The organism is Achromobacter sp. ACM01 (genome assembly GCF_014851745.1).
GTDB classification, from domain to species: domain Bacteria; phylum Pseudomonadota; class Gammaproteobacteria; order Burkholderiales; family Burkholderiaceae_B; genus Achromobacter; species Achromobacter aegrifaciens.
In genome coordinates, this window is the sequence record NZ_JACVAF010000001.1 from 1,695,567 (window position 1) to 1,722,161 (window position 26,595).

24 protein-coding genes and 1 tRNA gene are annotated in these 26,595 nt (G+C 64.5%); 14 read left to right on the plus strand and 11 right to left on the minus strand.

The window, feature by feature from the left end; genetic code table 11:
* Positions 1 to 9 precede the first annotated feature (9 nt).
* Positions 10 to 486 (plus strand): transcription elongation factor GreA, encoded by a 477-nt coding sequence (greA, locus tag IB268_RS07920; protein WP_054451366.1) that lies wholly within the window; start codon positions 10 to 12, stop codon positions 484 to 486.
* Between the two features lie 129 nt (positions 487 to 615).
* On the opposite strand, the gene IB268_RS07925 is transcribed toward greA, so the two are convergent.
* Positions 616 to 1,215, minus strand: a complete 600-nt coding sequence (locus tag IB268_RS07925; RefSeq protein ID WP_054451365.1) for a YhbY family RNA-binding protein — start codon at positions 1,213 to 1,215, stop codon at positions 616 to 618.
* Positions 1,216 to 1,233: 18 nt separating this feature from the next.
* Here IB268_RS07925 and IB268_RS07930 point away from each other — a divergent pair, with 18 nt between their 5' ends.
* From IB268_RS07930 to IB268_RS07950, 5 genes are all read left to right on the plus strand, one after another.
* Positions 1,234 to 1,866 carry an RlmE family RNA methyltransferase gene (locus tag IB268_RS07930; protein ID WP_054451364.1) on the plus strand — a complete coding sequence of 211 codons (633 nt, stop codon included), beginning with the start codon at positions 1,234 to 1,236 and terminating at the stop codon, positions 1,864 to 1,866.
* Positions 1,867 to 2,080: 214 nt separating this feature from the next.
* Positions 2,081 to 3,967 carry an ATP-dependent zinc metalloprotease FtsH gene (ftsH, locus tag IB268_RS07935; protein ID WP_054451363.1) on the plus strand — a complete coding sequence of 629 codons (1,887 nt, stop codon included), beginning with the start codon at positions 2,081 to 2,083 and terminating at the stop codon, positions 3,965 to 3,967.
* Between the two features lie 18 nt (positions 3,968 to 3,985).
* Positions 3,986 to 4,831 carry a dihydropteroate synthase gene (gene folP / locus IB268_RS07940; protein WP_054451362.1) on the plus strand — a complete coding sequence of 282 codons (846 nt, stop codon included), beginning with the start codon at positions 3,986 to 3,988 and terminating at the stop codon, positions 4,829 to 4,831.
* Positions 4,828 to 6,171: a phosphoglucosamine mutase gene (gene glmM / locus IB268_RS07945; protein ID WP_119450615.1), complete on the plus strand. Its 1,344-nt coding sequence runs from the start codon at positions 4,828 to 4,830 to the stop codon at positions 6,169 to 6,171. The genes folP and glmM overlap by 4 nt, the downstream gene beginning before the upstream one ends.
* A 212-nt stretch (positions 6,172 to 6,383) precedes the next feature.
* The gene (locus IB268_RS07950) at positions 6,384 to 7,190 is read left to right on the plus strand and encodes a GNAT family N-acetyltransferase (RefSeq protein ID WP_054451360.1); all 807 of its coding nucleotides are present in this window, start codon (positions 6,384 to 6,386) and stop codon (positions 7,188 to 7,190) included.
* A 181-nt stretch (positions 7,191 to 7,371) separates the two neighbouring features.
* On the opposite strand, the gene ppx is transcribed toward IB268_RS07950, so the two are convergent.
* Positions 7,372 to 8,859, minus strand: coding sequence for an exopolyphosphatase (gene ppx / locus IB268_RS07955; RefSeq protein ID WP_054451359.1), 1,488 nt, complete (start codon positions 8,857 to 8,859; stop codon positions 7,372 to 7,374).
* Between the two features lie 220 nt (positions 8,860 to 9,079).
* Between ppx and ppk1 the strand changes: the two genes are divergently transcribed.
* From ppk1 to IB268_RS07985, 6 genes are all read left to right on the plus strand, one after another.
* A complete protein-coding gene (ppk1, locus tag IB268_RS07960) occupies positions 9,080 to 11,155 on the plus strand; it encodes a polyphosphate kinase 1 (protein ID WP_054451358.1) in 2,076 nt (691 codons plus the stop codon).
* A gap of 290 nt (positions 11,156 to 11,445) precedes the next feature.
* Positions 11,446 to 12,486: a phosphate ABC transporter substrate-binding protein PstS gene (gene pstS / locus IB268_RS07965; protein ID WP_192354052.1), complete on the plus strand. Its 1,041-nt coding sequence runs from the start codon at positions 11,446 to 11,448 to the stop codon at positions 12,484 to 12,486.
* Between the two features lie 155 nt (positions 12,487 to 12,641).
* Complete coding sequence (pstC, locus tag IB268_RS07970) at positions 12,642 to 13,658, plus strand: phosphate ABC transporter permease subunit PstC (RefSeq protein WP_054451356.1); 1,017 nt, start codon at positions 12,642 to 12,644, stop codon at positions 13,656 to 13,658.
* 26 nt (positions 13,659 to 13,684) lie between these two features.
* Positions 13,685 to 14,539 (plus strand): phosphate ABC transporter permease PstA, encoded by an 855-nt coding sequence (pstA, locus tag IB268_RS07975; RefSeq protein ID WP_082400756.1) that lies wholly within the window; start codon positions 13,685 to 13,687, stop codon positions 14,537 to 14,539.
* Positions 14,540 to 14,587: 48 nt separating this feature from the next.
* Positions 14,588 to 15,364: a phosphate ABC transporter ATP-binding protein PstB gene (pstB, locus tag IB268_RS07980; protein ID WP_006221056.1), complete on the plus strand. Its 777-nt coding sequence runs from the start codon at positions 14,588 to 14,590 to the stop codon at positions 15,362 to 15,364.
* A 227-nt stretch (positions 15,365 to 15,591) separates the two neighbouring features.
* A tRNA-Pro gene (locus IB268_RS07985) sits at positions 15,592 to 15,668 on the plus strand.
* Positions 15,669 to 15,728: 60 nt separating this feature from the next.
* On the opposite strand, the gene IB268_RS07990 is transcribed toward IB268_RS07985, so the two are convergent.
* Positions 15,729 to 16,298, minus strand: coding sequence for a TetR/AcrR family transcriptional regulator (locus IB268_RS07990; protein ID WP_225591306.1), 570 nt, complete (start codon positions 16,296 to 16,298; stop codon positions 15,729 to 15,731).
* A 519-nt stretch (positions 16,299 to 16,817) separates the two neighbouring features.
* On the opposite strand from IB268_RS07990, the gene IB268_RS07995 reads away from it, so the two are divergent.
* Positions 16,818 to 17,654, plus strand: a complete 837-nt coding sequence (locus IB268_RS07995; RefSeq protein ID WP_125471439.1) for an SDR family oxidoreductase — start codon at positions 16,818 to 16,820, stop codon at positions 17,652 to 17,654.
* A gap of 66 nt (positions 17,655 to 17,720) precedes the next feature.
* Here the strand turns inward: IB268_RS07995 and IB268_RS08000 are convergent, their stop codons facing one another.
* The 7 genes from IB268_RS08000 to IB268_RS08030 form a co-directional block, all read right to left on the minus strand.
* Positions 17,721 to 18,371, minus strand: a complete 651-nt coding sequence (locus IB268_RS08000) for an HD domain-containing protein (protein WP_119450617.1) — start codon at positions 18,369 to 18,371, stop codon at positions 17,721 to 17,723.
* A gap of 87 nt (positions 18,372 to 18,458) precedes the next feature.
* The gene (locus tag IB268_RS08005) at positions 18,459 to 19,787 is read right to left on the minus strand and encodes a cytosine permease (protein WP_192354053.1); all 1,329 of its coding nucleotides are present in this window, start codon (positions 19,785 to 19,787) and stop codon (positions 18,459 to 18,461) included.
* Between the two features lie 137 nt (positions 19,788 to 19,924).
* Positions 19,925 to 20,914, minus strand: a complete 990-nt coding sequence (locus IB268_RS08010; RefSeq protein ID WP_054457871.1) for a biotin-dependent carboxyltransferase family protein — start codon at positions 20,912 to 20,914, stop codon at positions 19,925 to 19,927.
* Positions 20,907 to 21,779, minus strand: coding sequence for an allophanate hydrolase subunit 1 (locus tag IB268_RS08015; RefSeq protein WP_119450620.1), 873 nt, complete (start codon positions 21,777 to 21,779; stop codon positions 20,907 to 20,909). The genes IB268_RS08010 and IB268_RS08015 overlap by 8 nt, the downstream gene beginning before the upstream one ends.
* Positions 21,776 to 23,176 (minus strand): acetyl-CoA carboxylase biotin carboxylase subunit, encoded by a 1,401-nt coding sequence (locus tag IB268_RS08020; protein WP_054457869.1) that lies wholly within the window; start codon positions 23,174 to 23,176, stop codon positions 21,776 to 21,778. The genes IB268_RS08015 and IB268_RS08020 overlap by 4 nt, the downstream gene beginning before the upstream one ends.
* Positions 23,177 to 23,184: 8 nt before the next feature.
* Positions 23,185 to 23,427, minus strand: coding sequence for an acetyl-CoA carboxylase (locus IB268_RS08025; RefSeq protein WP_192354054.1), 243 nt, complete (start codon positions 23,425 to 23,427; stop codon positions 23,185 to 23,187).
* A 37-nt stretch (positions 23,428 to 23,464) separates the two neighbouring features.
* A complete protein-coding gene (locus tag IB268_RS08030) occupies positions 23,465 to 24,241 on the minus strand; it encodes a 5-oxoprolinase subunit PxpA (protein ID WP_054457867.1) in 777 nt (258 codons plus the stop codon).
* A 262-nt stretch (positions 24,242 to 24,503) separates the two neighbouring features.
* Here IB268_RS08030 and IB268_RS08035 point away from each other — a divergent pair, with 262 nt between their 5' ends.
* Positions 24,504 to 25,415, plus strand: a complete 912-nt coding sequence (locus IB268_RS08035) for a LysR family transcriptional regulator (protein ID WP_054457866.1) — start codon at positions 24,504 to 24,506, stop codon at positions 25,413 to 25,415.
* Between the two features lie 13 nt (positions 25,416 to 25,428).
* Here the strand turns inward: IB268_RS08035 and IB268_RS08040 are convergent, their stop codons facing one another.
* Positions 25,429 to 26,589, minus strand: a complete 1,161-nt coding sequence (locus tag IB268_RS08040) for an acyl-CoA dehydrogenase family protein (protein WP_054457865.1) — start codon at positions 26,587 to 26,589, stop codon at positions 25,429 to 25,431.
* Positions 26,590 to 26,595 lie beyond the last annotated feature (6 nt).

The window sequence follows — 26,595 nt, forward strand, 5'->3', positions numbered from 1 at the left end:
GGAAACGACATGTCTGCCATTCCTTTGACCGTGCGCGGGGCCGAGCGCTTGCAAGAAGAGCTCCAGCGGCTGAAAACCGTGGAACGTCCTGCCGTTATCAACGCGATCGCTGAAGCGCGTGCGCAGGGTGATCTGTCGGAAAATGCCGAGTACGACGCTGCTCGCGAGCGCCAAGGCTTTATCGAGGGCCGGATTGCCGAGCTTGAAGGCACGCTTTCCAACGCCCACCTGATCGATCCTACCGCCCTGGATGCCGAAGGCCGCGCCGTGTTTGGCGCCACCGTCGACATCGAGGACCTGGACTCGGGCGATCGTGTGACGTACCAAATCGTCGGCGACGTTGAAGCCGACATCAAGTCGAACCTGATTTCCGTGTCCAGCCCGGTGGCGCGCGCGTTGATCGGCAAAAGCGAAGGCGATGTGGTCGAGGTCAAGGCCCCGGCTGGCGTTCGCGAGTATGAAGTCCTGGGCGTGCGCTACATCTGACGCCAACGTAGTAAGCTGGAAGTTGTCAAAACACCATAGTCCGAACCGTGCGTTCGACTGAATTCCGCGGTTTAATGCGGATCGCTATGGTGGACCGGGCGCGTAAAGCGCCCGTTTTTGTGCCTGCACTTACCTTTTCGTCGACTTGCGGCTGGTGCCGCTGCGTGCTCCGGCCCGCAGGCTGAGCGCGCTGCCGGCGCGGCGGGGAATGCCGTGACCGCTGGCGGTGGTCTTCCTGGTGCCAGGGCGCATGGGCTTGCCGTTCTTGTTGAGCTGGTCCTGGGGCACGAAGCGCGTCTTCGGCTTGGGCTCTTCGGATTCGCTGCGGCGCGGACGCTTGGCCAGGGTCTTGCCTTCGGCGGCCAGCTTCTTGGGCGTGTGCGGCTCAGAGGCGCGGCGCTTGGCAGGGCGTTCGGGTTCCATGGCGGCCAGCGCGGCGGGCTTGATGTTGCCGGCCAGCGGGCGGAACAGGATCAGCGTCTTGCCCAGGTGGTGCACCGGGGCGCAGGAAAGCGTGTCGCAGATGGTCGACAGCATTGCGTCGCGGGCCTCGCGGTCGTCGCCGCCGGCGCGCACCTTGATGAGGCCATGCGAAGTCAGCGCCAGGTCGATTTCCTTGAGCACGGCTTCGGTCAGGCCATTGTCGCCAATCAGGACGACGGGGCGCAAAGGGTGAGCGGCGGACCGAAGGTCGCTGCGCTCACGAGAGGTAAGTTCTAATATAGGCATGCGTGGAATTGTACGGTAATGGCCAAGAATAAATTCTCTAAAGACTGGATTCACCAGCACATCAACGATCCCTATGTGAAGCTGGCGCAACAGAAGGGCTACAGGGCCCGCGCCGCCTTCAAGCTGATCGAGATCCTGGATACCGAGAAGCTGATGCGCCGGGGCGACCTCGTGGTCGACCTGGGGTCGGCGCCCGGCAGCTGGTCCCAAGTGGCGCGCGAGCGCCTGGCGGGGCCGGGCGGGGTCGTGGACGGACGCATCATCGCGCTCGATATCCTGCCCATGGAACCCGTGGCGGGCGTTGAATTCATCCAGGGCGACTTCCGCGAAGATGAAGTTTTGAAACAATTGGAAGACATGGTCGGATCGCGCGCGGTGGACCTTGTTATTTCCGACATGGCCCCCAACTTGTCAGGGGTGGGTATTGCCGACTCCGCGCGCATCCAGCATGTGTGCGAGTTGGCGATGGAATTCTCCTGCGCCCACCTCAAGCCCAACGGGGCGCTGATCGTCAAGGCTTTCCACGGCAGCGGCTTTTCGCAGATCGTGGAATCCTTCAAGCAGCGCTTCAAGCGGGTGGTCGAACGCAAGCCGAAGGCATCGCGGGACAAATCCTCCGAAACCTTTCTGGTTGCGCGCGATCTGAAGTAGCCCGGGTCCGGGGCGCGCCGCCTCGGATTCGAAAAACCTACAGCCTGCCGGGACAACGACCAGAAAATTCGCGAATAAGACAAAACTCAGAGGGGCTCAGGCATCCCGGGACGCAATCTGGTCTGACAGGGTAGAATGAGCTATTGACATACTTGTGACTGTGCCATATGCGGGTGCGCGGTCGCCGGTCGGAATCGAAAGCAGGAGATCGACCTTGAATAATTCATTTTCGAAAGTCGCTGTCTGGATGGTGATAGCCCTCGTGCTGTTCACTGTCTTCAAACAGTTCGACGGACGCGCTCAGACCCAGGACGGCGTGACCTACACGCAGTTCATGGACGACGCCAAGGCGGGACGTATCCGCAAGGTCGACGTCCAGGGCGACGTGCTGTACGTCACCCCTGACGCGGGCCGCGCCTACACGCTGACTTCGCCGGGCGACCTCTGGATGGTCTCCGATCTGCTGAAGTATGGCGTCCAGGTGTCGGGCAAGCCGCGCGAAGAGCAGTCGTTGCTGATGAGCATCTTCGTGTCGTGGTTCCCCATGCTGTTGCTGATCGGCGTCTGGGTGTTCTTCATGCGCCAGATGCAGGGCGGCGGCAGGGGCGGAGCGTTCAGCTTCGGCAAATCGCGCGCCCGCATGCTTGACGAGAACACCAACCAGATCACCTTCGCCGACGTTGCCGGCTGCGACGAAGCCAAGGAAGACGTCCAGGAACTGGTCGATTTCCTGCGCGACCCCAGCAAGTTCCAGAAGCTGGGCGGCCGCATTCCGCGCGGCGTGCTGATGGTCGGCTCGCCGGGTACTGGCAAGACGCTGCTGGCCAAGGCCATCGCGGGCGAAGCCAAGGTGCCGTTCTTCAGCATCTCGGGTTCCGACTTCGTTGAAATGTTCGTCGGCGTGGGCGCGGCCCGCGTGCGCGACATGTTCGAAAACGCCAAGAAGCACGCTCCCTGCATCATCTTCATCGACGAAATCGATGCGGTCGGCCGCCAGCGTGGCGCCGGCCTGGGCGGCGGCAACGACGAACGCGAACAGACGCTGAACCAGATGCTGGTGGAAATGGACGGCTTCGAGTCCGGCCAGGGCGTCATCGTCATCGCCGCGACCAACCGTCCCGACGTGCTGGATCCCGCGCTGCTGCGCCCGGGCCGCTTCGACCGCCAGGTCGTGGTGCCGCTGCCCGATATCCGCGGCCGCGAGCAGATCCTGAAGGTCCATATGCGCAAGGTTCCGCTGTCGCCCAACGTCGATGCGACCGTGCTGGCGCGCGGCACCCCGGGCTTCTCGGGCGCCGATCTGGCCAACCTGGTCAACGAAGCCGCGCTGTTCGCCGCCCGCCGCAATGGCCGCACGGTCGACATGTCCGACTTCGAAAAGGCCAAGGACAAGATCATCATGGGAGCGGAACGCCGCTCCATCGTGATGCCCGAAGAGGAACGCAAGAACACCGCGTACCACGAGTCCGGCCACGCGATCGTCGCCCGCCTGCTGCCCAAGACCGATCCGGTCCACAAGGTCACCATCATCCCGCGCGGCCGTGCGCTGGGCGTGACCATGCAGCTGCCTGAGACCGACCGCTACAGCATGGACAAGGGTCGTCTGCTGTCCACCATTGCCGTGCTGTTCGGCGGCCGCATCGCCGAAGAAATCTTCATGGACCAGATGACGACGGGCGCCTCGAACGACTTCGAACGCGCCACCGCCATCGCCCGCGACATCGTCACGCGCTACGGCATGACCGACGAGCTGGGCCCGATGGTCTATGCCGAGAACGAAGGCGAAGTGTTCCTGGGCCGCAGCGTCACCAAGACCACGCACATGTCGGAAGCCACCATGCAGAAGGTGGACACCGAGATCCGCCGCATCATCGACGAGCAGTACAGCGTTGCGCGCAAGATCCTGGAAGACAATCGCGACAAGGTCGAAGTCATGACCTCCGCGCTGCTCGAATGGGAAACCATCGACGCCGACCAGATCAACGACATCATCGAGGGCCGTCCTCCGCGTCCCCCGAAGACGCCTCAGGGTCCGTCGGATACGTCCGATACGCCGCCCACGGGCCTGGCGGCAGGTGGCAATACGGCTGCCGCTGTCTGAGGCTGCTCATCCTGAGTTATGGCAAATAACTTCCTTTGCGGGCGCTTCGAGTTTGATCTCGAGCGCCCGCTTGTCATGGGTATCGTCAACGTCACGCCGGACTCCTTTTCCGACGGCGGCCAGCATGACGATACGGATTCCGCAGTGGCGCATGCGCGCCAATTGATCGCCGAAGGCGCCCAGATCCTGGACCTGGGCGGCGAATCCACGCGCCCCGGGGCCGATCCGGTGTCCGTGGCCGACGAACTGGCTCGGCTGCTGCCGGTGGTGGAGGCGCTGCGCGATTGCGGCGTGCCCCTGTCCATCGACACCTTCAAGCCGGAAGTCATGCGCGCCGTGCTGGATGCCGGCGCGGACATGATCAACGACATCTATGGCTTCAGGCAGCCCGGCGCCGTCGAGGCGGTGGCGCATTCGCGCTGCGGGCTTTGCGTGATGCACATGAAGGGCGAACCTCGCACCATGCAGGCCGCCCCGCCCGAGTACACCGACTTGATCGGTGAAATCGGACTCTTCCTGGGGGCTCGCGCGCACAAGCTGCGCGCGGCCTGGATCGATCCTCGCCGCATCGTGCTGGACCCGGGCTTCGGCTTCGGCAAGACGGGCGACCAGAATTTCCAACTGTTGCGCCGGCTGTCCAGCCTGCGCAGCGCCGGTTATCCATTGCTGATCGGCCTCTCGCGCAAAACCATGATCGGCCAGGCTACCGGCCGGCCCGTGGGCGACAGGTTGCCCGGCAGCATCGCCGCGGCGCTTGCCTGCGTGGCGCGTGGCGCTTCCATCGTGCGGGTGCACGATGTGGCGGCCACGGTCGACGCGCTCAAGGTATGGCACGCGGCAGAACAAGGAGCACTCAGTTCATGATTCGACGCAAATATTTCGGTACCGACGGTGTCCGCGGCGAAGTCGGCGGTCCGGTGATCAACGCCGAATTCGCGCTGCGTCTGGGTTACGCGGCCGGCCGCGTCCTGGCGCGTGAGCACGCCGTGCGCGGCGGCAGCCGTCCGCAGGTCGTGATCGGCAAGGACACGCGGATCTCCGGCTACATGCTGGAATCCGCGTTGGAAGCCGGCCTGTCGGCGGCAGGCATCGACGTGCTGCTGGCCGGTCCGATTCCGACCCCCGCGGTGGCCTACCTGACCCGGGCGCTGCGACTGGTGGCGGGGATTGTCATCAGCGCTTCGCACAATCCGTACCAGGACAACGGCATCAAGTTCTTCTCGGCGCAGGGCATGAAGCTGCCCGACGAGATCGAGGCCGACATCGAAACCGCCCTGGACGAGCCGCTGGGCTGCGTCGCCTCGGAAGCGCTGGGTCGCGCGCGCCGCATGGGCGACGCGCAGGGTCGCTACATCGAGTTCTGCAAGAGCACCTTCCCCAACGATCTGGACCTGAACGGCATGACGATCGTGGTGGACGCCGCCCATGGCGCCGCCTACAACATCGCGCCGCACGTGTTCCGCGAACTGGGCGCCGAAGTGCACGCCATCGGCGTCAATCCGGATGGCTTCAACATCAATAAGGGCGTGGGCGCGCTGCATCCCGAGCTGCTGGCCAAGGAAGTGCACGCCCGCGGCGCCCAGTTGGGCATTGCGCTGGACGGCGACGCCGACCGCCTGCAGATGGTGGATGGCGAAGGCCGCATCTACAACGGCGACGAACTCATGTACGCCATCGTCCGCGAACGCATGCAGCGCGGCAAGGTGGACGGCGTGGTCGGCACGCTGATGACCAACTTCGGCTTCGAACGCGAAATGCAGCGGCTGGGCGTGGGCTTCGAGCGCGCCAATGTCGGCGACCGCTACGTGCTGGAGCAGATGCAGGCGCGCGGCTGGCTGTATGGCGGCGAAAGCTCCGGCCATCTGCTGTGCCTGGACTGCCATTCGACGGGCGACGGCATCGTCGCCGCGCTGCAGGTCCTGACTGCGCTGCGCCGCAACTCGGTCGGGCTGGCGGAGTGGGTGAGCGATCTGCGCATGTATCCGCAGAAGATGATCAATGTGCCGCTGACCCCGGGCCAGGACTGGAAGACGCATGCCGGCTTGAGCGCCGCGCGCAAGGCCGTCGAAGCCGAGCTGGACGGCCGCGGCCGCATCCTGATCCGCGCTTCGGGCACCGAGCCGAAGCTGCGCCTCATGGTCGAGGCCGAGGATGAAGCCCTGGCCGTCTCCTGCGCCGAGAAGCTTGCGGCCAGCCTGGGATAAACGCTGCCTTACGATTTCGAGCAAGGCCACCCGGCGCGTGACGGGTGGCCTTTGTTTGTTCAAGGGTTGTATAGATTTGTAAAGTTTTGTCGATTTGGGCGGAGGATTGATTTATTCGCTCCAGACTAAACTTCATAGTCACGTAACATATTGGTCAAGTCTTTGACATACAGGGCGTCCACACTGGCTGGACTCTCTAGGAGCTTCGCGCAATGCTGGAATTAGCACGCATCAATCCGAGCCGTAATGCCGCGGAACCTTGGACCGGCGCCGCCGCCAAGGTGCTGGTGGTGGGCTTGGCGCGCACCGCTGAAGAAATCGAGCAGATTCAACGCCTGCGCTACGACGTCTTCACCGAGGACATGGGCGCGGTGTTCCCCGACGCCCAGGACGGCATCGAGCATGATCGCTTCGATCCGTTCTGCGAACATCTGATGGTCCGCGAGCTGGATACGGGCCGCGTAGTCGGCACCTACCGGATCCTGACGCCGGAAAAGGCGCGAGAGGCTGGCGGGTATTACTCGCAGTCCGAGTTCGACCTGTCCGGGCTGGGCTCCATCCAGGACGAGCTGGTCGAAGTCGGCCGCTCTTGCACCCACCCCGACTACCGCAGCGGCGGCGTGATCATGCTGTTGTGGTCTGGCCTGGCCGAATACCTGCGCCGGGGCGGCTACCAGTACGTACTGGGCTGCGCCAGCGTCAGCCTGCGCGACGACGGCGTCACCGCCGCTGAAGTGTGGCGCACCATTTCCAAGCAGCTGCCGCAGGGCGATGAGCCGCGCGTGACGCCGCTGCACCGCTATCCGGTGGAAAAGCTCAACAGCACCTTGCCGGCGCGCGTGCCGCCGCTGATCAAGGGTTACCTGAAGCTGGGTGCCAAGGTCTGTGGCGAGCCCGCCTGGGACCCCGATTTCAACGCCGCGGATTTCCCGGTCCTGCTGAAGATGGACCGCATGGACGAGCGCTACCGCCGCCATTTCGGGCTGGATCAGCCCGCAACCGCCGCTGTCCAGCGCTGAGACCCCCATGCGCCGCCTGTTCCGCCGCATGAAGATCCGGTTGATACGGCGGGCCACCAGGCCCTTGCGCATGGAACTCAAGCGGCTGGATCGCGAAACCGATCTGTCGCCGTTCTAGCGCGTCGGCCCGGCAGGGCGGGGTCGGAACAGGGCGGCGCGAGCGCGCCGCCCGGCTGGTTCCTCAGAACTCCAGCAGTTCGAACGAAAAGCCCACCTTGTTCCACTCGGCTTCTTCCGCGCGCAGCGTGAAGTCGCTCAGGGGGTGCTGCGCCAGCCATTCGCGGTTGACCCGCACCACGATCGAGTTGTCGCGCACCGACGCGGTCAGCGGCAGCGGTTCGATTTCATTGCGGCGGCGGAACAGCAGCACCGCCAGGCGCAGGCTGAGGATGGCCTTCCATTGCGGGCGCGAGCGCACCAGCGGTTCCAGCTTGGTCAGCTTGCCCTGATGGCCGAGCGCAAGCAGCGCCAGCAACTGCTGGTCGGCGCGCGAGAACCCGGGCATGTCGGCGTTTTCCAGCACGTAGGCGGTGTGCTTGTGATACGCGTTGTGGGCGATGGACAGGCCCACTTCGTGCAGATCGGCCGCCCAGCCCAGCGCGGGGCGCAGCTCCGCGCGTTCCGGACCGTCCGGGAACATGGCGTCGAACAGCGTCAGCGCAGCGTGGTGCACGCGACGCGCCTGGTTGACGTCGACGTGGTAGCGCTTCATGAACTGGCGCACCGATTCATCGCGCTTGTCATGCTCGTCATCGCGGCCCAGCAGGTCGTACAGCACGCCCAGGCGCAAGGCGCCATCGCCGGTGTGCATGACGTCGATGCCCAGCTCGTCGAACAGGGCGCTCATGATGGCCAGGCCGCCGGGCAGCACGTCCGAGCGTTCGATCTTGATGCCGGGCAGTTCGGACGGGATGACGCGGCCCGAGCGGATGATGCGGTCCTTCAGCTTGTTCAGGCCGGCGCGCGTGATGCCTCGGTCCGAGAAGCGGCATTCGGTCAGGATGGCGAACAGCGCCTTGGCCGTGCCGGAGGAGCCGTAGGCTTCCTTCCAGCCCATCTTGCGGTACTGCTTGGCGATGACTTCGATCTCGCGGCGCGCGGCCAGCTCGGCCTGCTTCATCTGATGCGCGTCCACCACGCCGTCCGAGAAGAACTGGCGGCTGTAGCTGACGCAACCCATGTAGAGCGAGGACATCAGGCCGGGCTCGTGGCCTTTGCCGATGATGACCTCGGTCGAGCCGCCGCCGATATCGATGACCAGGCGCTTGTTGGGCGAGGGGGGCAGGGTGTGGACCACGCCGGAGAAGATCAGGCGGGCCTCTTCGCGGCCGGCGATGACTTCGATGGGAAAGCCCAGTGCGGCTTCGGCGCGCGGCAGGAAATCGCGGGTGTTGCGGGCAACGCGGAACGTGTTGGTGGCGACGGCGCGGACCCGGTTGGGATGGAAGCTGCGCAGGCGGTCGCCGAAGCGCTCCAGCACGGCGATGGCCCTGTCGATGGCCTCGTCGCCCAGCCTCTTTTCGGAGTCCAGGCCGGCCGCAAGCCGGACGGTTTCCTTGAGGCGGTCGATCTGATAGATCTGGGGCGTACCGTCCTGTTGAACGATGCGTCCGATGGAGAGGCGGAAGCTGTTGGACCCGAGGTCCACCGCGGCCAGAAGTTGATCCATGCGGCTCGTAAATATTGTCTGAGAGGTGGCCCGATTATAGAGATCCCATGTGACAGCGCCCCCGCCCACGTTTTTTTTCTTATGGAACAGGGGTTTGCGGCATCTGATCCGCCTGCTATGCGTCCCGGTTTTGGCGTACGCTACGTATTTGCTGCTGTGTCATGGAACCGTCACTTTTTTGCAGTAAAACTCCACGCTCTCCCTACGTATGGAATCCGGTATGCCCTCACGCCCTCCTGCCGAGCCTTTGCTTCTGAACCGCGAGTTGTCGCTGCTGAAATTCAACGAACGCGTGCTGGCGATGGCGGAGAATCCCAAGACTCCCTTGCTGGAACGCCTGCGCTACGTCTGCATCGTCAGTTCCAACCTGGATGAGTTCTTCGAGATCCGGATTTCCAGCCTGAAGGAGCAGCAGCGCCAGTCGCCGAATCTGGTGGGGCCCGACGGCATGACGCCCGACCAGGCGTTCGACAATGTGCAGCAGGCGGTGCACGAACTGGTCAACCGCCAGTACAACCTGCTCAACGACGAGATCCTGCCGGCCATGCACGCCGAGGGCATTTCGTTGCACCACGCGTCCGAATGGAATCCGCAGCAGCAGGAATGGGCGCGCGATGTCTTCAATCGCGACGTGATGCCGCTGCTGACCCCGATCGGACTGGATCCGGCGCATCCGTTTCCGCGGGTCTACAACAAGAGCCTGAACTTCATCGTGTCGCTGTCGGGCGCCGACGCCTTTGGCCGGCAGGCCTCGATCGCCGTGGTGCAGGCGCCGCGCGCCTTGCCGCGCCTGATCAAGATGCCGCAGGAGCTGTCGGGCCAGCCCGAGGGCTACATCCTGCTGACCTCGCTGCTGCGCGCCTTTGTCGGCGAGCTCTTCCCGGGCCTGGAAATGCTGGGCTGCTATCAGTGGCGGGTCACGCGCAACAGCGACCTGTTCGTGGACGAGGAAGAAGTCACCAACCTGCGCCACGCCTTGCAGGGCGAGTTGTCGCAGCGCAACTTCGGCGCCGCCGTGCGCCTGGAGATCGACAAGCTGACGCCGGTCGAACTGGAACACTTCCTGCAGCGCGAGTTCTCGCTCAAGGCCGAGGACACGTACCGCGTGCCGGGGCCGGTGAATCTGTCGCGCCTGATGCAGCTGTGCAACTCGGATTCGCGCCCGGATCTGTTGTTCCCGGATTACCGCGCGCCCGTGCCGGCGCCATTCGACCGCGTGGGCGACAAGCCGGCCGAACTGTTCGAGGCCGTGGCCGAGCAGGACCGCCTGCTGCACCATCCCTACCAGTCGTTCCAACCCGTCATCGACTTCCTGACCGCCGCCGCGCTGGATCCGGACGTCATGGCGATCAAGCAGACCATCTACCGCACCGGCGAGGACTCCGAGCTGATGAAGATCCTGCTGGCCGCCGCGCGCGCCGGCAAGGAAGTGACGGTGGTGGTGGAGTTGATGGCCCGCTTCGACGAGCAGACCAACATCAACTGGGCTTCCAAGCTGGAAGAGGTGGGGGCGCACGTCGTGTACGGCGTGGTGGCGCACAAGACGCACGCCAAGATGGCCGTGGTGTTGCGCCGCGAAAAAGGGCGGCTGCGCCGCTATGCCCACCTGGGCACCGGCAACTACCACCCGCGCACGGCGCGCCTGTACACCGACTTCGGCTTGCTGACCGCCGATCCGAAGCTGTGCGAGGACATGGACAAGGTGTTCGCGCAGCTGACCGGGCTGGGCGCGCGCCGTTCGCTCAAGGCGCTGATGCAGTCACCCTTCACCATGCACGACGGCATGGTGGCGCTGATCCGCGCCGAGGCCCGCGCGGCCAAGGCCGGCAAGCGTTCGCGCATCATGGCCAAGATGAACTCGCTCTTGGAAGAACAGATCATCGAAGAGCTTTACAAGGCCGGTCAGGCCGGCGTGAAGATCGACCTGATCGTGCGCGGCGTATGCGCATTGCGCGCCGGCGTGCCGGGGCTGTCCGAGAACATCCGGGTGCGTTCCATCGTCGGCCGCTTCCTGGAGCATTCGCGGGTCTTCTACTTCTACGCCGAGGGCGAAGAAACCGTGTACCTGTCGTCGGCCGACTGGATGGATCGCAACTTCTTCCGCCGGGTAGAGATCGCTTTCCCGATCTACGACAAGACCCTGAAGAAGCGCGTCATCGACGAAGCCTTCACCTACGCCCTGCGCGACAACCAGCTGGCCTGGCAGCAACTGCCCGACGGCGACTACACCCGCGTCAAGAGCCGTCGCGAGCCCTTCAACGTGCACCAGTACCTGATGCAGAAGCTGGGCGTGTAACGCCTGCCGCCCCGACCGGGGCGGTTTTCGAAGCAAGGCCTCCCATATGTTCGTCCCCCTTTTTAGGGTGGCGGCGTTCGAGGCAAATCCTCCCCAGATCCAGGCCGCGCGGATCCGGCTCCGCGCCGGTCCGCCACCGGCGCCCCCTGGGAGGGAGGCGCGCAGCGCCTCGGGGGGATCATGACTGTCACTATCCTGTCATGTGGGACTTCTATTATTCGAGGGTCGCTGAAAGACAGGCAGTTTTCCAAGCCTGCCAGACTCCTCCAACGAGCACAGAAGGAACCCTGATGTTCAAACGTGTCTTCAAACAAGTTTCCCTGGGCGTCGCACTGAGCGCCGCCGTATTTGCCGTCCAGGCCGCCGACGTGACCGGCGCCGGCGCTTCGTTCCCGTACCCGATCTACGCCAAGTGGGCCTCCGACTACAAGGCCGCCACCAATAGCGCCGTCAACTACCAGTCCATCGGTTCGGGCGGCGGTCAGCAACAAATCATCGCCAAGACCGTCGATTTCGGCGCTTCGGACGATCCCATGAAGGCTGCCGATCTGGAAAAGAACGGCCTGCTGCAATTCCCGGCCGTCATCGGCGGCACGGTTGCCGTGGTGAACATCGACGGCGTCGAACCCGGCAAGCTGAAGCTGTCGGGCAAGGTCCTGGCCGACATCTTCCTGGGCAAGATCAAGAAGTGGGACGACGCTGCCATCAAGGCGCTGAACCCCGACCTGAAGCTGCCGGCCGCCGACATCATCGTCGTGCACCGCTCGGACGGCTCGGGCACCACCTTCGGCTGGACCAACTACCTGTCCAAGGTGTCGCCGGACTGGAAGTCGACCGTGGGCGAAGGCAAGGCCGTCAAGTGGCCCGTGGGTCAGGGCGGCAAGGGCAACGAAGGCGTCGCCGCCTACGTCGGCCAGCTGAAGAACTCGATCGGCTACGTGGAATACGCCTATGCCAAGCAGAACAAGCTGGCCTGGACGCAACTGCAGAACAAGGACGGCAAGTTCGTCCAGCCGGAACAGAAGGCGTTCGCAGCCGCGGCCGCCAACGCCGACTGGAAGAGCGCGCCGGGCATGGGCGTGGTCCTGACCGACGAGCCGGGCGCCGATTCCTGGCCCGTCACCGCCGCCACCTTCATCCTGGTCCACAAGTCGCAAGAAAAGCCGGCGCAGGGCAAGGCCGTGCTGGAATTCTTCGACTGGGCCTTCAAGAACGGCGCCAAGTCGGCTGAAGCCATGGACTACGTGCCGCTGCCGGAAGCCGTGACCAAGGAAATCCGCGCCGCCTGGGGCGAAGTCAAGGCCGCCGACGGCAAGGCCGTCTGGCAATAAAGGCTTGAGCGCGAGGGAGGCCGGCTGACAATGCCAATCTCCATCGCGCGCAATCCACAGCGGCCGCCGCTGGCGTTCCGGATACGGGATGCTGGCGGCGGTCCGCCGCAAGACCTTCGAAGTTTCTCCCCTGGTTTCCTAAGGAAAGTCCATCCATGAGCGCGGTAATGGATAATAGTGTGCCGCTTTCGCCCAGCGTGGCGGACTCCGTGACTACCGGCACGCCTTCGCCTATGAAGCAAAACAAAAACGCGCTGATGGATGCGCTATTCAAGAACCTGACCCGCCTGTTCGCCTTCCTGGTGTTCATCCTGCTGGCGGCGATTCTTGTTTCCCTGATCTACGGCAGCCGCGAATCGCTGGCCAAGTATGGCCTGTCGTTCCTCTGGCTCAACGACTGGGATCCGGTCAATTCGAACTACGGCGCCGTGGTGCCCATCATCGGTACGCTGCTGACCTCGGCCATCGCCCTGATCATCGCCGTGCCCGTGTCCTTCGGCATCGCCATCTTCCTGACCGAACTGTCGCCCACCTGGCTGCGCCGCCCGCTGGGCACAGCGGTCGAAATGCTGGCGGCGATTCCGTCCATCATCTACGGCATGTGGGGCCTGTTCGTCTTCGTCCCCGTGTTCCAGCAGTATGTGCAGCCTTTCATGATCGCCACATTGGGCAGCCTGCCCGTGATCGGCGGCATCTTCGCGGGGCCGCCCTTCGGCATCGGCATCTTCACGGCCGGCCTGATCCTCTCGATCATGATCATCCCGTTCATCGCCGCGGTGATGCGCGACGTGTTCGAACTGGTGCCGGCGATGCTCAAGGAATCCGCCTACGGCCTGGGCAGCACGACCTGGGAAGTGATGTGGCGCGTGGTGCTGCCCTACACCAAGTCGGGCGTCATCGGCGGCATCATGCTGGGACTGGGCCGCGCGCTTGGCGAAACCATGGCGGTGACCTTCGTCATCGGCAACGCCTTCAAGTGGTCCGGTTCGCTGTTCTCGCCGGGCAACTCGATCGCTTCGGCGCTGGCCAACGAATTCAATGAAGCGGGCGGCATACAGAAGTCGGCGCTGCTGGAACTGGGCCTGATCCTGTTCCTGATCACGACCATCGTGCTCGCCCTGGCCAAGATGCTGCTGGTTCGCTTGTCCGCCAGTGAAGGCAAGAAAACCTGACGCGCCGCGAGCACAAGGAAAAGATCATGGCTGTATCCGTACTCAATATGCAGAACGGCACCTATCGCCGGCGCCGCGTAGTCAACCGCATCATGCTGACCGTGTCGCTGGGCACCCTGGTGTTCGGGCTGTTCTGGCTGTTCTGGATCATTCTGACGCTGTTGATGAAGGGCGCGCCCGCGCTGTCGTACACGCTCTTCACCGAGATCACGCCGCCGCCCGGGCAGACCGGCGGTCTCATCAACGCCATCTTCGGCAGCGTGATGATGGCTGGCGTGGGCACGCTCATCGGCACGCCCGTCGGCATCCTGGCCGGCACCTACCTGGCCGAATACGGCCAGCGCGGCTGGCTGGCGCCGGCCACGCGCTTCCTGAACGACGTGCTGCTGTCGGCCCCGTCCATCATCATCGGCCTGTTCATCTACGCCGTGTACGTGGCGCAGGTGGGGCACTACTCGGGCTGGGCCGGCGCCATCGCGCTGTCCATCCTGGTGATCCCGGTGGTGGTGCGCACCACCGACAACATGCTGCTGCTGGTGCCCAACAGCCTGCGCGAAGCCGCTGCCGCGCTGGGCTGCCCCAAGTGGCGCATGATCACCATGGTGTGCTATCGCGCCGCCAAGACCGGCATCATCACCGGCGTGCTGCTGGCCATCGCCCGCATCTCGGGTGAAACCGCGCCGCTGCTGTTCACCGCGCTGTCGAACCAGTTCATGTCCTTGAACATGAACGGCCCGATGGCCAACCTGCCGGTCGTGATCTACCAGTACGCCGCCAGCCCCTTCAAGGACTGGAACAACCTGGCCTGGGCCGGCGCCACCCTGATTACGCTGCTGGTGCTGGGCATCAACATCATCGCCCGCAACATGTTCCGCAAGTAAAGATCGCTATGCCGGCGCGCCGGGCGCGCCGGAGCCAAGGGAAACCAAATGGAAAACACCGCTACCGCCGTCAAGAACAAGATCGAGGTCAAGAATCTGAACTTCTACTACGGCAAGTTCCATGCGATCCGCAATGTGAACATGTCGATCCAGGAGAAGAAGGTCACGGCCTTCATCGGCCCGTCCGGCTGCGGCAAGTCTACGCTGCTGCGCACCTTCAACCGCATGTTCGAGCTCTACCCCGGCCAGCGCGCCGAGGGCGAAATCATCCTGGACGGCGAAAACCTGCTGACGGCCAAGACCGACATCTCGCTGATCCGCGCCAAGGTCGGCATGGTGTTCCAGAAGCCCACGCCGTTCCCCATGAGCATCTACGACAACATCGCCTTCGGCGTGCGCCTGTTCGAGCGCCTGTCCAAGGGGGAAATGGACGAGCGCGTGGAATGGGCCCTGAGCAAGGCCGCGCTGTGGAACGAAGTGAAGGACAAGCTGCACCAGAGCGGCAACAGCCTGTCGGGCGGCCAGCAACAGCGCCTGTGCATCGCGCGCGGCGTGGCCATCAAGCCGGAAGTGCTGCTGCTGGACGAGCCGTGCTCGGCGCTGGACCCGATCTCGACTGCCAAGATCGAAGAGCTGATCGCCGAACTGAAGAACGACTACACCGTCGTCATCGTGACGCACAACATGCAGCAGGCCGCGCGCTGCTCGGACTACACCGCCTACATGTACCTGGGCGAGCTGATGGAATTCGGCCAGACCGACCAGATCTTCGTGAAGCCTTCGCGCAAGGAAACGGAAGACTACATCACGGGCCGCTTCGGCTGACCGCCGCGTTTCGGCTCTGCAAATGGCGGCGCGCTGTTCGGACAGCGCGCCGTTTTTCATTTGCTGTTACAGCAGCGCCTGCTCGGAGCCCGCCGGGGCTGCTCCTGGACGTTGCCCGCATGGCGGCCGGGAATCAGCACCATGAACATCCCCGCCAGCGCGTAACAGCCCCGCAGGCCCAGCCGCACAGGCCAACCGGGCCGGGATCTGGTATAGTTGCCACCCTTCGGGGCGTAGCGCAGCCTGGTAGCGCATCTGCTTTGGGAGCAGAGGGTCGTGAGTTCGAATCCCACCGCCCCGACCAATGAAGAAAGGCCGTCAGCGATATGTCGCTGACGGCCTTTTGCTATTTCCGGGCCGACCCTCAGGTCAAGCGCAGCATCCGCCGCATCCTGTCCGTCAGCAGCTGCTTGATTGCATCATCCGGGAGGCGCATTGGACCCGGGTCCGTCAGCATCATGGCACTGAGCGTTCCCAGCAGCATCTGCATGGCGATCTGGATTTCCAATTCTGTGTCCACGCCCGCCTGGACCGGCATTTTTCGAGCCAAGGCCGGCACGAACAGGGCATGCATATGGCGATTCAAGATGACCAACGGACTCGATTCTCGTTCGGCCATCGAGAAATCCTGTAGCACGGCCTTGAAAGTCCCCTGGCTTTCGCGGCAGCCATCGACGTAAAAATCCACCATGGCTGCGACGATATCCGAGGCGGTGCCTTCGGTCCAGACGGCGTCTTGGCGGACAAGATTATCGGCTTGCGCTTTGCTTTCCGTGACGGCAGCGTCCAGGACTGCCGCAAGAAAGGTCTCTTTGTCCTGGAAACGGCCATAGAACGCGCCGATGGATGTGTCCGCGAGACGTATCACGTCACCAATCAGTACCAGGTCCAGGTTGGCGTGCCGTTCGATCAATTCGCGGCCGGCGCGGATCATCCTGGCCAGGGACTCCTCGCTGCGTAACTGACGGGGAGGGCGCGGAACGCCCGGTGATTGGGCGACCGGGCGAGCGGCTTTCCGCTCCCTGGAAGCGCGCGTTGTCTTGGTAGTTGTTTTCTGCGATGGAGGGGCTGCCATGACAACATCTATCCAAACCTGAAGTGCCACATTATGCCGTAGCAGATGCGCTCTCTTATCGATCAAGCGCCTGTTGCTGCCAGGTCATAGCGGGGGCGGTTGTTTGCAGGACGATCGGCGGTCACAGGTGCTTGGCCCGGCGCTGATCTCGGCCTAGGGAAACCTCGCGTTGAAGGGCCTCAAGTACCTTCCAATAATAGAATAAGAATTCTAATTATTGTGTGATAACGAAATATGGCCGCGGGTTGGTCCTCCTGCCAGCTCTGCCGTATCCCACGGATCAGTCCGCGACTTGCGTGGATGCAACGGCAGGTCATGCGCACGGCGGCGATGCGGCATGGCGCGGCTCCTCGCATAGCGGCATTGGAGAAGAGAATCATGAGCGATTACATCTCAGGCAAGACCATCGTCATTACCGGGGCAGGCGGCGGCTTTGGACGCCAAGTCGCGCAGCAGGCCGCCGCCCGTGGCGCGCTGGTGACGTGCGGCGATATCGACGCGGACGCTGCGGCGGAAACCGTCGCGCGCATTACCGCGGCGGGCGGCCGGGCGCAGGCCCTAGCCGCGGATGTCCGCATTCTGGATGACCTGAGAGGCCTCGTCGGCGCCAGCGTGCAGCGCTATGGTTCGATCGACGTAATGCTCAACAATGCAGGCATCATGCCGCTGGCTTTTGTCGCGGATCACTCGCGTGCCTACGATGCCTGGATGCGTTGTATCGACATCAATATGAGGGGCGTGTTCAATGGCATGATTGCCGCCCACGATGCGATGATCTTTCAGGGGCGGGGCCACTTCATCAACATCTCGTCCATCTATGGGGACTTCCCCGCAGTGGGCGCGGCAATCTACGGCGCCACCAAAGCCGCAGTCAATTTCATGTCGGAAGCCGTGAGGACGGAGGCGCGCGGGAAGATCAAGGTTACGACCATCAGCCCCACCGGAGTGCCCAACACCGGACTTGGCGGGTCCGTAGCCAACCACGCTGCCGCCGTTGGGAGAGTCGGGAACAACATGGAGCAATTCATGGCAATGGTAAAGGGCCTGCAGGAAGGGGCCCTGCCGCCTGATCTCCGCGATCCGGAGAGCCTGTCGCATATGCCGGTGGAGCCTGACTCGATCGCCGACGCGATCCTGCTGGCCATCGATCAACCATGGGGCGTTTCGGTCAGCGACATGACGGTGCGCGCTTCGGCGGATTGCTTCGTGCTGTGATGGATCCGGGGTTTGTCGGCCAGGCGCCGCCAGCCTGCCAATTGATGGCGTGGGCGGGAACCTGAATCAGGCCGACCAATCTGCCACGAACTCATCACGAAACCGCCGTATCCAGTCCAGCCGCGTGGCAGCAAGCGCGCGGCCGCCATCCGTCTGCATGGTTCCCGCGATGCGTGCGAGCTTCAATTCGATGTGATCCAGCGCGTAGGCGCCGTCGTCCAGTTGCCGATGCATGCCCATGGGGTCGGTGGGGTGCGCAAGCGCCCGCCCCAGTTGCCCGCCGACATGGAACATGCGGGCCAGTCCCACCGGTCCAAGCGCATCCAGGCGGTCGGCATCCTGCACGATGCGGGCCTCGATGGTCCGGGGCGGGATGTTGGCGGAGTAGCTGTGGGCCTCGATGGCGTGATGGACGGCTGCGAGCTTGGTTGAGGGATAGCCGGCGGCCTGCAGCTCACGCACGGCCTCGTCAGCCGCCATGGCCGATGCGCGCGCCCGGTCGGGATGGTTCTTGGGCAGGTTGACAAGGTCATGCAGGTAACTGGCGGCCATGACCACCATGGCGTCGGCTTCGGGGTGGTGCGCCAGCATGCTGTTGGCGGCCTTCCATACGCGTTCCAGATGGCTCAGGTCATGGGCGCCGTCACCGGTATCCGCGCTCTGGGCGATCAGTATGAGCTGCGGCCGCAATGCCGCCAAATCTTCGCGCATCTTCATTTTCTTCCGCCAGCTTCGGGACCAGCGGAAAGTGTACACAGGACGTTTTCGGGCCGGGCGTTTTGCCGCGCGGCCCGCAGCGCGGCCTTAGCCGCCCTGCGCCTGCATCCGTGCCGCCGCCGTGGAGCAGATCCGGTACACCAGCGCCGACACCACGAAGCTGGCCGGCGCGGCCAGCGTCGCCGCGAAACCCTCCGTGTGCATCAGCGCCAGGCCGCAAATCGCGCCTGCGAACCAGCCGGCCAGGCCTGCGCGGTTGAATGCGGCCCCGCCATGTTGCGGCGCGGACTCCTGGTCGCCCAGAATGTGCACCAGGGCCACCGCCACCCACGACACCACGAAGATGCCCTGGTAGGCGAGCGCCTGCAGCAGATACGAGAACACGTCCAGCAGCATCAGCGCATACGTCACCGCGCCCACGATGACCGCCCACGTCGCCTTGGGCCAGCGCATGCCCGGCCAGCGCGCGAAGAATGCCTGCATGTTGATGGTGGCCAGGTAGTAGTTGGCGGTGTTGATGCGGGTCTGCGTGATCCACACGAACAGCAATCCGCCCAGGCCCATCAGCTTGAGCAGCGCCAGCACCACCGACACTTCCGACAGCGCGGCGTCGCTGGGGATGGTGCTGACCAGATAGATGCCGGCCACGCCGTTGAGCAGGAAGGTCACCAGATAGAAGGGCATGCCGAAGTTGTAGCGGCTATGGTAGGTCTGGTCTTCGCGCTTGCCGAAGCGGGCATAGTCGAAGGTGAACATCATCAGGACCCATACGCCCATGTAGTACACGAAGGCGTCCCACCAACCGCCGGGGACCGGGCCTTCGGGCGGACCGAATGACAGCCAGGCATCGCTGTAGCCGTATTCCTGCGTCGCCATCACCACGGCCAGCAACAACCCCAGCAAATAGAAGGGCAGCAGCACGCCGTTGAACTTGTCGAGCCATGTTTGCACGCTGCCGAAGATCAACAGCACGCTGTAGATGACCACCACCAGCGCCACCAGCCAGTACGGCACGGCAGGATAAAGATGATGCGCGGCGACCGACATCACCGCGCCTTCGAACACCGCGTAGTAGATGGCGGTGGCGAAGAAGATCAGGGTGGCCAGCGCCGCGCCCGAGGTGCCGAAGAGCCGGCGCGAGAACAGCGCCACCGACAGGCCGCTGCGGATGGCGTAGCGGCTGATGACGCCGTTGATCAGCCCGTAGCTGATCACCGACAGCACCATGCCGATGATGGCGTTGCGGGCGCCGTATTTCAGCGCCAGCGTGGCGCCGACGACGATGTAGAACACGGCGCTGCACACGGCCCACCAGGCCATGGTGAGGGCGTAGCGGGGCATGCGGTCGCTGTCGGCGACGGCATGCAGCGAGTTGTCCGTCTCATCGGACGGTTTGCGTGGGGTCATGTTGGCCATGTCGGATCTCCTGGCGGGATCGGATGCTGCGGTTCGACTGCGGAACGGGCGCGGGTCGCCCACCGGCCTTGCCAGGGGGCAAGGCCGGGATATAAGAAAAACCGGGAGAAGGGCGCGGACCGGCCGCGCCCCGAGGATCAGCCGCTGAGCGCCTGATGCAGCCGCTCGAAGCGGGCGCGGTAGTCGCGCCTTGCGGCCACCGCCTGCTCCAGCGTCACCCGCTCGAAATGGGCGCTCTGGTTGGGCTGCATCTGACCGACCTTGTCCAGGTCGGCGCTGATGACCGTGCCTATCATGGCGTAGCCGCCGCCGGACACCGCGTCGCGGTGCAGGATGATGGGTTCCACGCCCGCAGGCACCTGGATGGAGCCGATGGGATAGCAGGCGTCGACGATGTTCGACGGATCGGCGCCCGCGCCGAAAGGTTGCTCGCGGGCGCGAAAGCGTAGCGGGCGGCCCTGCTTGTAGCGGTAGCCGATGCGATCGGCCTCGGAGGTCACGGTCCAGGCGTCTTCATAGAAAGTGGCGGCGGATTCTGGCTCCAGGCGGTGATCGTATAGACCCGGAAGCACGCGCAGCGTCTGCGTCTTGGGCGGGGCCTCGGCCAACGCGGCCGGCAGTTCGCGGCCCACGCGCGTGCGGATGGACGCCCGGCCCACCGCCAGCCGGTCGCCGGCCTGCAGCTTGCGGCCTTCGTGCCCGCCGATAGCGCCCAGCGCGTAGGTCGAGCGGCTGCCCAGGACCACAGGGACGTCGATGCCGCCCGCGACCGCCAGGCAGGCGCGGGCGCCGGCCTGCACGAAGTCGAACGACAGCCGGCTGCCGGCCTGCACCGCCAGCGCCACATTGCAGGCCTGCGCCACGCCGTCGATCTTGGGGATCATGCTGGCGCCCGTCACGGCAATCACGGCGGTGCGGTGGAACAACAGCTCCGGGCCGAGCAGCGTGCATTCCAGTACCGCGTCGCCGGCGGCATTGCCCACCAGCAGGTTGGCGGCGGCCAGCGCGTACTGATCGAGCGCGCCGGACGGCGGTATGCCCAGGTGGTAGTGGCCTAGGCGGCCCGTGTCCTGCACCGAAGTGGCCAGGCCGGGCTTGATGACTTCGATGATGGGATCGTTAGGCATGGAGCGTCTCCAGCAGTTGGGCGTTGCAGGCATCGGGCGCGCGCTGGAACTCGGCCAGCGAGAACGACACGGGCCGGATGCGCAGGTCGAAGCTGCCGGCCTCGACCTGCGCCGTGGCCTGGTCGTACTCGTCGCGGGTGATGGGCTTGAACTTCACGATGTCGCCCGGGCGGAAGAACACCATCGAATCGCGCAGATGCGCCTGGCGCTGGGCAGGTTCGAAGATGGGTGCTGGCGTGACGCCGAACATCTGGTAGCCGCCCGCGCCGCGTACCGAATAGATGCAGCCGAAGCAGCCGCCGTGTCCCACCGTGTGTTTGGGAGTATCGGTGCGGGGGCGCAGGTATTTGGGAACCTGCAGCTGGCGCTCGCGTTCCACCATCTGGTACATGAAGGGCAACCCGGCCACGAAGCCCACCATGGACACGAACCAGGGCGAACCGGAGTGGGCGTCGATGAAGCCCTGCACCGAGTCGTGGCCGTTGATGCGGGCCGCGTACTCCAGGTCGGTCGATTCCGGATCCTGGTGCCTTTCGCGAAACCGCATCAGGGTCTCGTGGGTCCAGGGGTCGTTGTAGTACACCGGCACTTCGATGATGCGGGTGGCCAGCGTCAGGTTGGCCAGGTCTATGCCCGCCTCCAGCTCGCGCAGCAGCGCCAGCAGGGCGTCCGGCGCGATGCGGTCGGGGTCGTACCGTACTTGATAGGACGCGTTGGCCGGGCATATCTCGGTCACGCCGTCGACCGCGCGTTCGCGCAGCGCCCGCGTGATCGCCATGCCCTTGAAGAAGGATTCCAGCGACATGTCCTCGCTGATCTCGACGAAGATGAACTCGTCGCCGCCATGGGTGTAGCGCAAGCTCATTGGTTTTCCTCCCGGTCCCTTTGCATCCAGGCTTCAAGATAATTGGTGTGGTAGCGGCCCGCCAGCACGTCCGCATCCTCCAGCAGTTCGCGGTGCAGGGCCTGCGTTGAATGCACGCCCGTCAGTTCCACTTCGTCGAGCGCGCGCGCCATGCGCGCCAGCGCCGCCGTGCGGCTCTCGTCCCAGACGATCAGCTTGGCCAGCAGCGAGTCATAGTAGGGCGGCACGGAGCAGCCCGGATACAGCATCGAGTCCACGCGCACGCCGGGCCCGCCGGGCCAGCGCACGTGTTCCACCCGGCCAGGGCTGGGCGCGAAGTTGCGCTTGGGGTCTTCGGCGTTGATGCGGCATTCGATCGCTGCGCCGCGAATGGCGATGTCCTGCTGGCGTAAGCGCAGGGGTTCGCCGTCGGCGATGCGCAGCATTTCGCGCACCAGGTCCACGCCCGTGATGGCTTCGGTGATGGGGTGCTCGACCTGGATGCGGGTGTTCATCTCGATGAAGTAGAACTCGCCGGCGCCGCGGCTGTCGTCGTACAGATACTCCAGCGTGCCCGCTCCCCGGTACCCGACCGAGCGCGCCAGTTGCGCCGCCGATTCGCACAGCTTCTGCCGGGTGGCGGGGTTCAGGGCGGGTGAGGGCGCTTCTTCCAATACCTTCTGCCGGCGCCGTTGCAGGGAGCATTCGCGTTCATACAGGTGGACGGCGTTGCTGCCGTCGCCCAGAACCTGCACTTCGATGTGCCGCGCGCGCGGCAGATAGCGCTCCAGGTATACGCCGGCTTCGCCGAAGGCCGCCTGCGCCTCGGCCTGGGCCTGCGGCATCTGCGCGCGCAGTTCGGCTTCGTCGCGCACCACGCGTATGCCGCGCCCGCCGCCGCCCGCGGCTGCCTTGATCATGAGCGGGTAGCCGATGATGGCGGCATGGGTCAGGGCTTCGTCCAGCGATGACAGCACGCCTTCGCTGCCAGGCACCGTCGGCACGCCGGCCGCCTGGGCGCAGGCGCGCGCCGCCGCCTTGTCGCCCATCGTGCGGATGGTGGCGGCATCGGGCCCGACGAAGATCAGGCCGGCGTCGCTCACGGCCTGCGCGAATGCCGCGTTTTCCGACAGGAAGCCGTAGCCGGGATGTACTGCCTGGGCGCCGGTGCTGCGGGCGGCCTCCAGCAGCGCTTCGGTGTTCAGATAGCTGCGCGTCGCGTGCGAGGGGCCGATGAGCACCGCTTCGTCGGCCATGCGCGTGGCCAGCGCGTCTCGGTCCGCTTCGCTGTATACGGCCACGGTGCGCATGCCCAGTTCGCGGGCGGCGCGGATGATGCGCAAGGCGATTTCGCCGCGGTTGGCCACCAGCACCTTGTGGATGTTGCGCGGCCGGTAGGGAAGATGGGTATCGGACATGGCGCGGCCTATCCCTCGATGCGCAGCAGGGGCTGTCCGGCTTCCACCGGTTCGCCGTCTTCCACCAGGATCTCGGCCACCACGCCGCCGGTGGGCGTTTCGATCTGGTTGAACTGCTTCATGACCTCGACGATGCCGATCACGGCGCCGGCGGCGACCGTGGCGCTCCGCTCCACGAAGGGGGCAGCGTCGGGGCTGGGGCGGCGGTAGAAGGTTCCGGGCAGGGGGCTGGGAATATCGTGCAACGGCATGGTTTTCTCCTTGGAATGTCGTTCGGGCGGCAGGGGGTCAGGGGCCGGTCACGCTGGGCGGCGCGATCCGGATACCGTGGGCTTCCAGCTTCTCGCGGGTGGCGCGCACCAGGGACAGGGCGCCGGGCGTGTCGCTGTGTATGCAGACGGAATCGAAGTCGATGGGGATGTCCTTGCCTTCGACCGTGCGCACGCGGCCCTCGGTGCAGGCGCGCAGCACTTTTTCGGCGACCTGGGCGGGGTCCAGCGGCTGGGTGTAGCGGGTGAAGACGATGGAGCCGCTGGCGTCGTAGTCGCGGTCGGCGTAGAACTCGCGCACCACGGGCTGGTTCAGTTCGCGCGCCAGACGGTAGGTGACCGAGCTTTCCATGCAGTACAGCGCCAGCGTGGGCTCCAGCTCCTGCAGCGTTTCGATCAAACGGCGCGACAAGGCTTCGTCGCGGGCGGCCTGCATGTACAGCGCGCCGTGCGGCTTCACGTGCTGCAGGCGCAGTCCGTGCAGTCGGGCGAATTCGCGCAGCGCGCCCAGTTGATAGACGATGTCGTGCACCAGCGCTTCGGCGCTTTCGCGCATGTCCCGCCGGCCGAAGCCGACCAGGTCGCGAAAGCCGGGATGGGCGCCGATGCAGACGCCGTGTTCGCGGGCCTGCAACACCGTGCGGTTCATGATCCGCGGGTCGCCGGCATGGAATCCCGTGGCGATGTTGGCCGAACTGATCAAGGGCATGATCGCTTCGTCCACGCCGTCCCCGATGGTCCACGGGCCGAATCCTTCCCCCATGTCCGAGTTGAGGTCGATGCTGCGTTTGCTCATTGCCGAAGGCTCCTTGGCGTTGCTCGCCGCATTCGACGCGGCGTGTGACGTGAACATTAGCCAAGGCTGAAGGGGGCAAAAAGATCTTTTTATTGATCGATCAATATCTGTTTTTTAGATAACTGTCCGTTGAATTGGCAGCATCGTTCCGACGGTTTTCCTATGAAAAATAAGGGATACCCCTGATAAGACGCATCGGATTGCAGAGAGAATATTCAGATATTCTGAGGCAAAGATATCGATTAAAAAGATAAGACCAGACATGTCGATTACCCTACGTCAGCTCAAATACTTCATCGCCGCAGCCGAACTGGGCCAGATTTCGCAGGCGGCAATCCAGCTGGCGATATCCCAGTCGGCCATCACCAGCGCCATCCGCGAACTGGAGGAGACAGTGGGCACGGCGCTGTTCCTGCGGGGCGCCCACGGCGTGACGCTGACTCACAGCGGCCGCACCTTCTTGAACCACGCCTACAACATCCTGTCGTCGGTCGACGAGGCTCTGCGCATGCCGGCGACGGCGGAAGAGGTCTCGGGCCGCCTGTTGCTGGCGGCGTCCTATACGGTGATCGGCTACTTCCTGCCGTATCACCTGCAGCGGCTGTCTCAGCTGTATCCGCGCCTGGACATCCAGCTGCACGAACTGAACCGCAGCGCCATCGAGGAAGGCCTGATCGCAAACCGCTATGACATGGCGGTGCTGCTGACCTCGAACGTCGCCAATCCGGATCTGGCGGTGGAGCATTTCTTCGGCTCGCCGCGACGCCTGTGGCTGCCGGCCAGGCATCCCTTGCTTGCGGCGGACGCCGTGACTCTGGAGGACGTCTCGCGCGAACCCTTCATCATGCTGACCGTGGACGAGGCGGCCTACACCGCCTTGCGTTACTGGAACGAAACCCCCTTCAAGCCCGACGTGCGGCTGCGCACCTCATCCGTCGAGGCGGTGCGCAGCATGGTGGCCAACGGCAGCGGCGTGGCCCTGCTGTCGGACATGGTCTACCGGCCCTGGTCGCTGGAGGGGCGGCGGATTGAAACGGTACAGCTCAAGGACCCGATTCCGCCCATGAACGTCGGGTTGGCCTGGCGCCGGGGCGCGGAAGTGTCGCCCGCCATGCAGGCGGTGCGGGACTATTTCCGGCATGCGTACATGGCGCAGCGGGGCGGGGCGGGCTGAACGCGGACCGGCGCTACGCCCGCTTGCCGGGATGTATGCCCATGGTCTTCGCGATGACTTCCAGCATGATCTCGTTGGCGCCGCCGCCGATGGCCGTCTGCCTCAGGTCGCGATAGGCGCGAGAGATCCAGTTCTCGTTCATGACGCCCTGGCCGCCCCAGAACTGCAGGCATTCGTTGGGAATCTTCATGGACAGCTTGCCAGCGTAGTACTTCGCCATGGAGGCGAACTGGGCGATGTCCTGGCCGTCCAGGTATTGCTCGATGGCACGGTACAGCAGAGAGCGCAGTGCCTGGATCTCGGTCTGCATTTCGGCGAGCTTGTGGTAGACCACCTGATTGGACAGGATCGTGCCGCCGAACACTTGCCTCTGGCCGGCGTATTCGATGGTCTCTTCGATGGCCCGCTCCATCGACCGCATGCTGCGCGCCGCGACGAACATGCGTTCTTCCTGGAACTGCTCCATCTGGTAGATGAAGCCCATGTTCTCTTCGCCGATGCGGTTGCTGACTGGTACCCGCACGTCGTCGAAGAACAGTTCGGCCGTATCGGAGGCGCGCAGGACCAGCTTGTCCAGCTTGCGCGACACGCTGACGCCGGGAGCGTTCAATGGCACGATGATGAGCGATTTGTTCTTGTGCGGTCCGCCGTCCTGCGAGGTATTGCACAGCAGGCAGATCCAGTCGCCCTGCACGCCATTGGTGATCCACATCTTCGATCCGTTGATGACGTAGTCGTCGCCGTCGCGCCGCGCCCAGGTCTTTATCTGCGACACGTCCGAGCCTGCCGAGGCTTCGCTTACGCCGATGCAGCCGACCAGATCTCCCGCGATGGTGGGCGCCAGGTAAGCGCGCTTGAGCGCATCGCTGCCATGATGCGCCAAGGCCGGAGTGCACATCGTGCTTTGCACGCCGATGGCCGAGGTCAGCCCGCTGGACCGGACTTCGCCCAGGGTCTCGGCGAAGACCATTTCGTAGCTGAAATCCAGCTCCATGCCGCCATACTCGGCAGCCTTTCCTATGCCCAGCAGCCCGGCGGATCCGAAGGCCTTCATCACGCGGTGCGCAGGGAAAATCTGCTCGGCCTCCCACTCGTCCAGATAGGGATCCAGGTGTTCGGCGATGATGCGGCGGGTGGTCCGTTCGAGTTCGCGATGCTCGTGGGTCAGGTGCATGGCTGT

Coding starts and splice junctions, on each gene's coding strand:
- IB268_RS07930 (WP_054451364.1), top strand. CDS start 1,234: ATGGCCAAGAATAAATTCTCTAAAGACTGGATTCACCAGCACATCAAC.
- IB268_RS08025 (WP_192354054.1), bottom strand. CDS start 23,427: ATGCCGTTGCACGATATTCCCAGCCCCCTGCCCGGAACCTTCTACCGC.
- IB268_RS08030 (WP_054457867.1), bottom strand. CDS start 24,241: ATGAGCAAACGCAGCATCGACCTCAACTCGGACATGGGGGAAGGATTC.
- ppx (WP_054451359.1), bottom strand. CDS start 8,859: ATGGATCAACTTCTGGCCGCGGTGGACCTCGGGTCCAACAGCTTCCGC.
- pstA (WP_082400756.1), top strand. CDS start 13,685: ATGGCTGTATCCGTACTCAATATGCAGAACGGCACCTATCGCCGGCGC.
- ppk1 (WP_054451358.1), top strand. CDS start 9,080: ATGCCCTCACGCCCTCCTGCCGAGCCTTTGCTTCTGAACCGCGAGTTG.
- IB268_RS08010 (WP_054457871.1), bottom strand. CDS start 20,914: ATGCCTAACGATCCCATCATCGAAGTCATCAAGCCCGGCCTGGCCACT.
- pstS (WP_192354052.1), top strand. CDS start 11,446: ATGTTCAAACGTGTCTTCAAACAAGTTTCCCTGGGCGTCGCACTGAGC.
- greA (WP_054451366.1), top strand. CDS start 10: ATGTCTGCCATTCCTTTGACCGTGCGCGGGGCCGAGCGCTTGCAAGAA.
- IB268_RS08035 (WP_054457866.1), top strand. CDS start 24,504: ATGTCGATTACCCTACGTCAGCTCAAATACTTCATCGCCGCAGCCGAA.
- pstB (WP_006221056.1), top strand. CDS start 14,588: ATGGAAAACACCGCTACCGCCGTCAAGAACAAGATCGAGGTCAAGAAT.
- IB268_RS08015 (WP_119450620.1), bottom strand. CDS start 21,779: ATGAGCTTGCGCTACACCCATGGCGGCGACGAGTTCATCTTCGTCGAG.
- IB268_RS07950 (WP_054451360.1), top strand. CDS start 6,384: ATGCTGGAATTAGCACGCATCAATCCGAGCCGTAATGCCGCGGAACCT.
- IB268_RS08005 (WP_192354053.1), bottom strand. CDS start 19,787: ATGGCCAACATGACCCCACGCAAACCGTCCGATGAGACGGACAACTCG.
- IB268_RS08000 (WP_119450617.1), bottom strand. CDS start 18,371: ATGAAGATGCGCGAAGATTTGGCGGCATTGCGGCCGCAGCTCATACTG.
- folP (WP_054451362.1), top strand. CDS start 3,986: ATGGCAAATAACTTCCTTTGCGGGCGCTTCGAGTTTGATCTCGAGCGC.
- IB268_RS07995 (WP_125471439.1), top strand. CDS start 16,818: ATGAGCGATTACATCTCAGGCAAGACCATCGTCATTACCGGGGCAGGC.
- IB268_RS08020 (WP_054457869.1), bottom strand. CDS start 23,176: ATGTCCGATACCCATCTTCCCTACCGGCCGCGCAACATCCACAAGGTG.
- glmM (WP_119450615.1), top strand. CDS start 4,828: ATGATTCGACGCAAATATTTCGGTACCGACGGTGTCCGCGGCGAAGTC.
- IB268_RS07990 (WP_225591306.1), bottom strand. CDS start 16,298: ATGATCCGCGCCGGCCGCGAATTGATCGAACGGCACGCCAACCTGGAC.
- IB268_RS07925 (WP_054451365.1), bottom strand. CDS start 1,215: ATGCCTATATTAGAACTTACCTCTCGTGAGCGCAGCGACCTTCGGTCC.
- IB268_RS08040 (WP_054457865.1), bottom strand. CDS start 26,589: ATGCACCTGACCCACGAGCATCGCGAACTCGAACGGACCACCCGCCGC.
- pstC (WP_054451356.1), top strand. CDS start 12,642: ATGAGCGCGGTAATGGATAATAGTGTGCCGCTTTCGCCCAGCGTGGCG.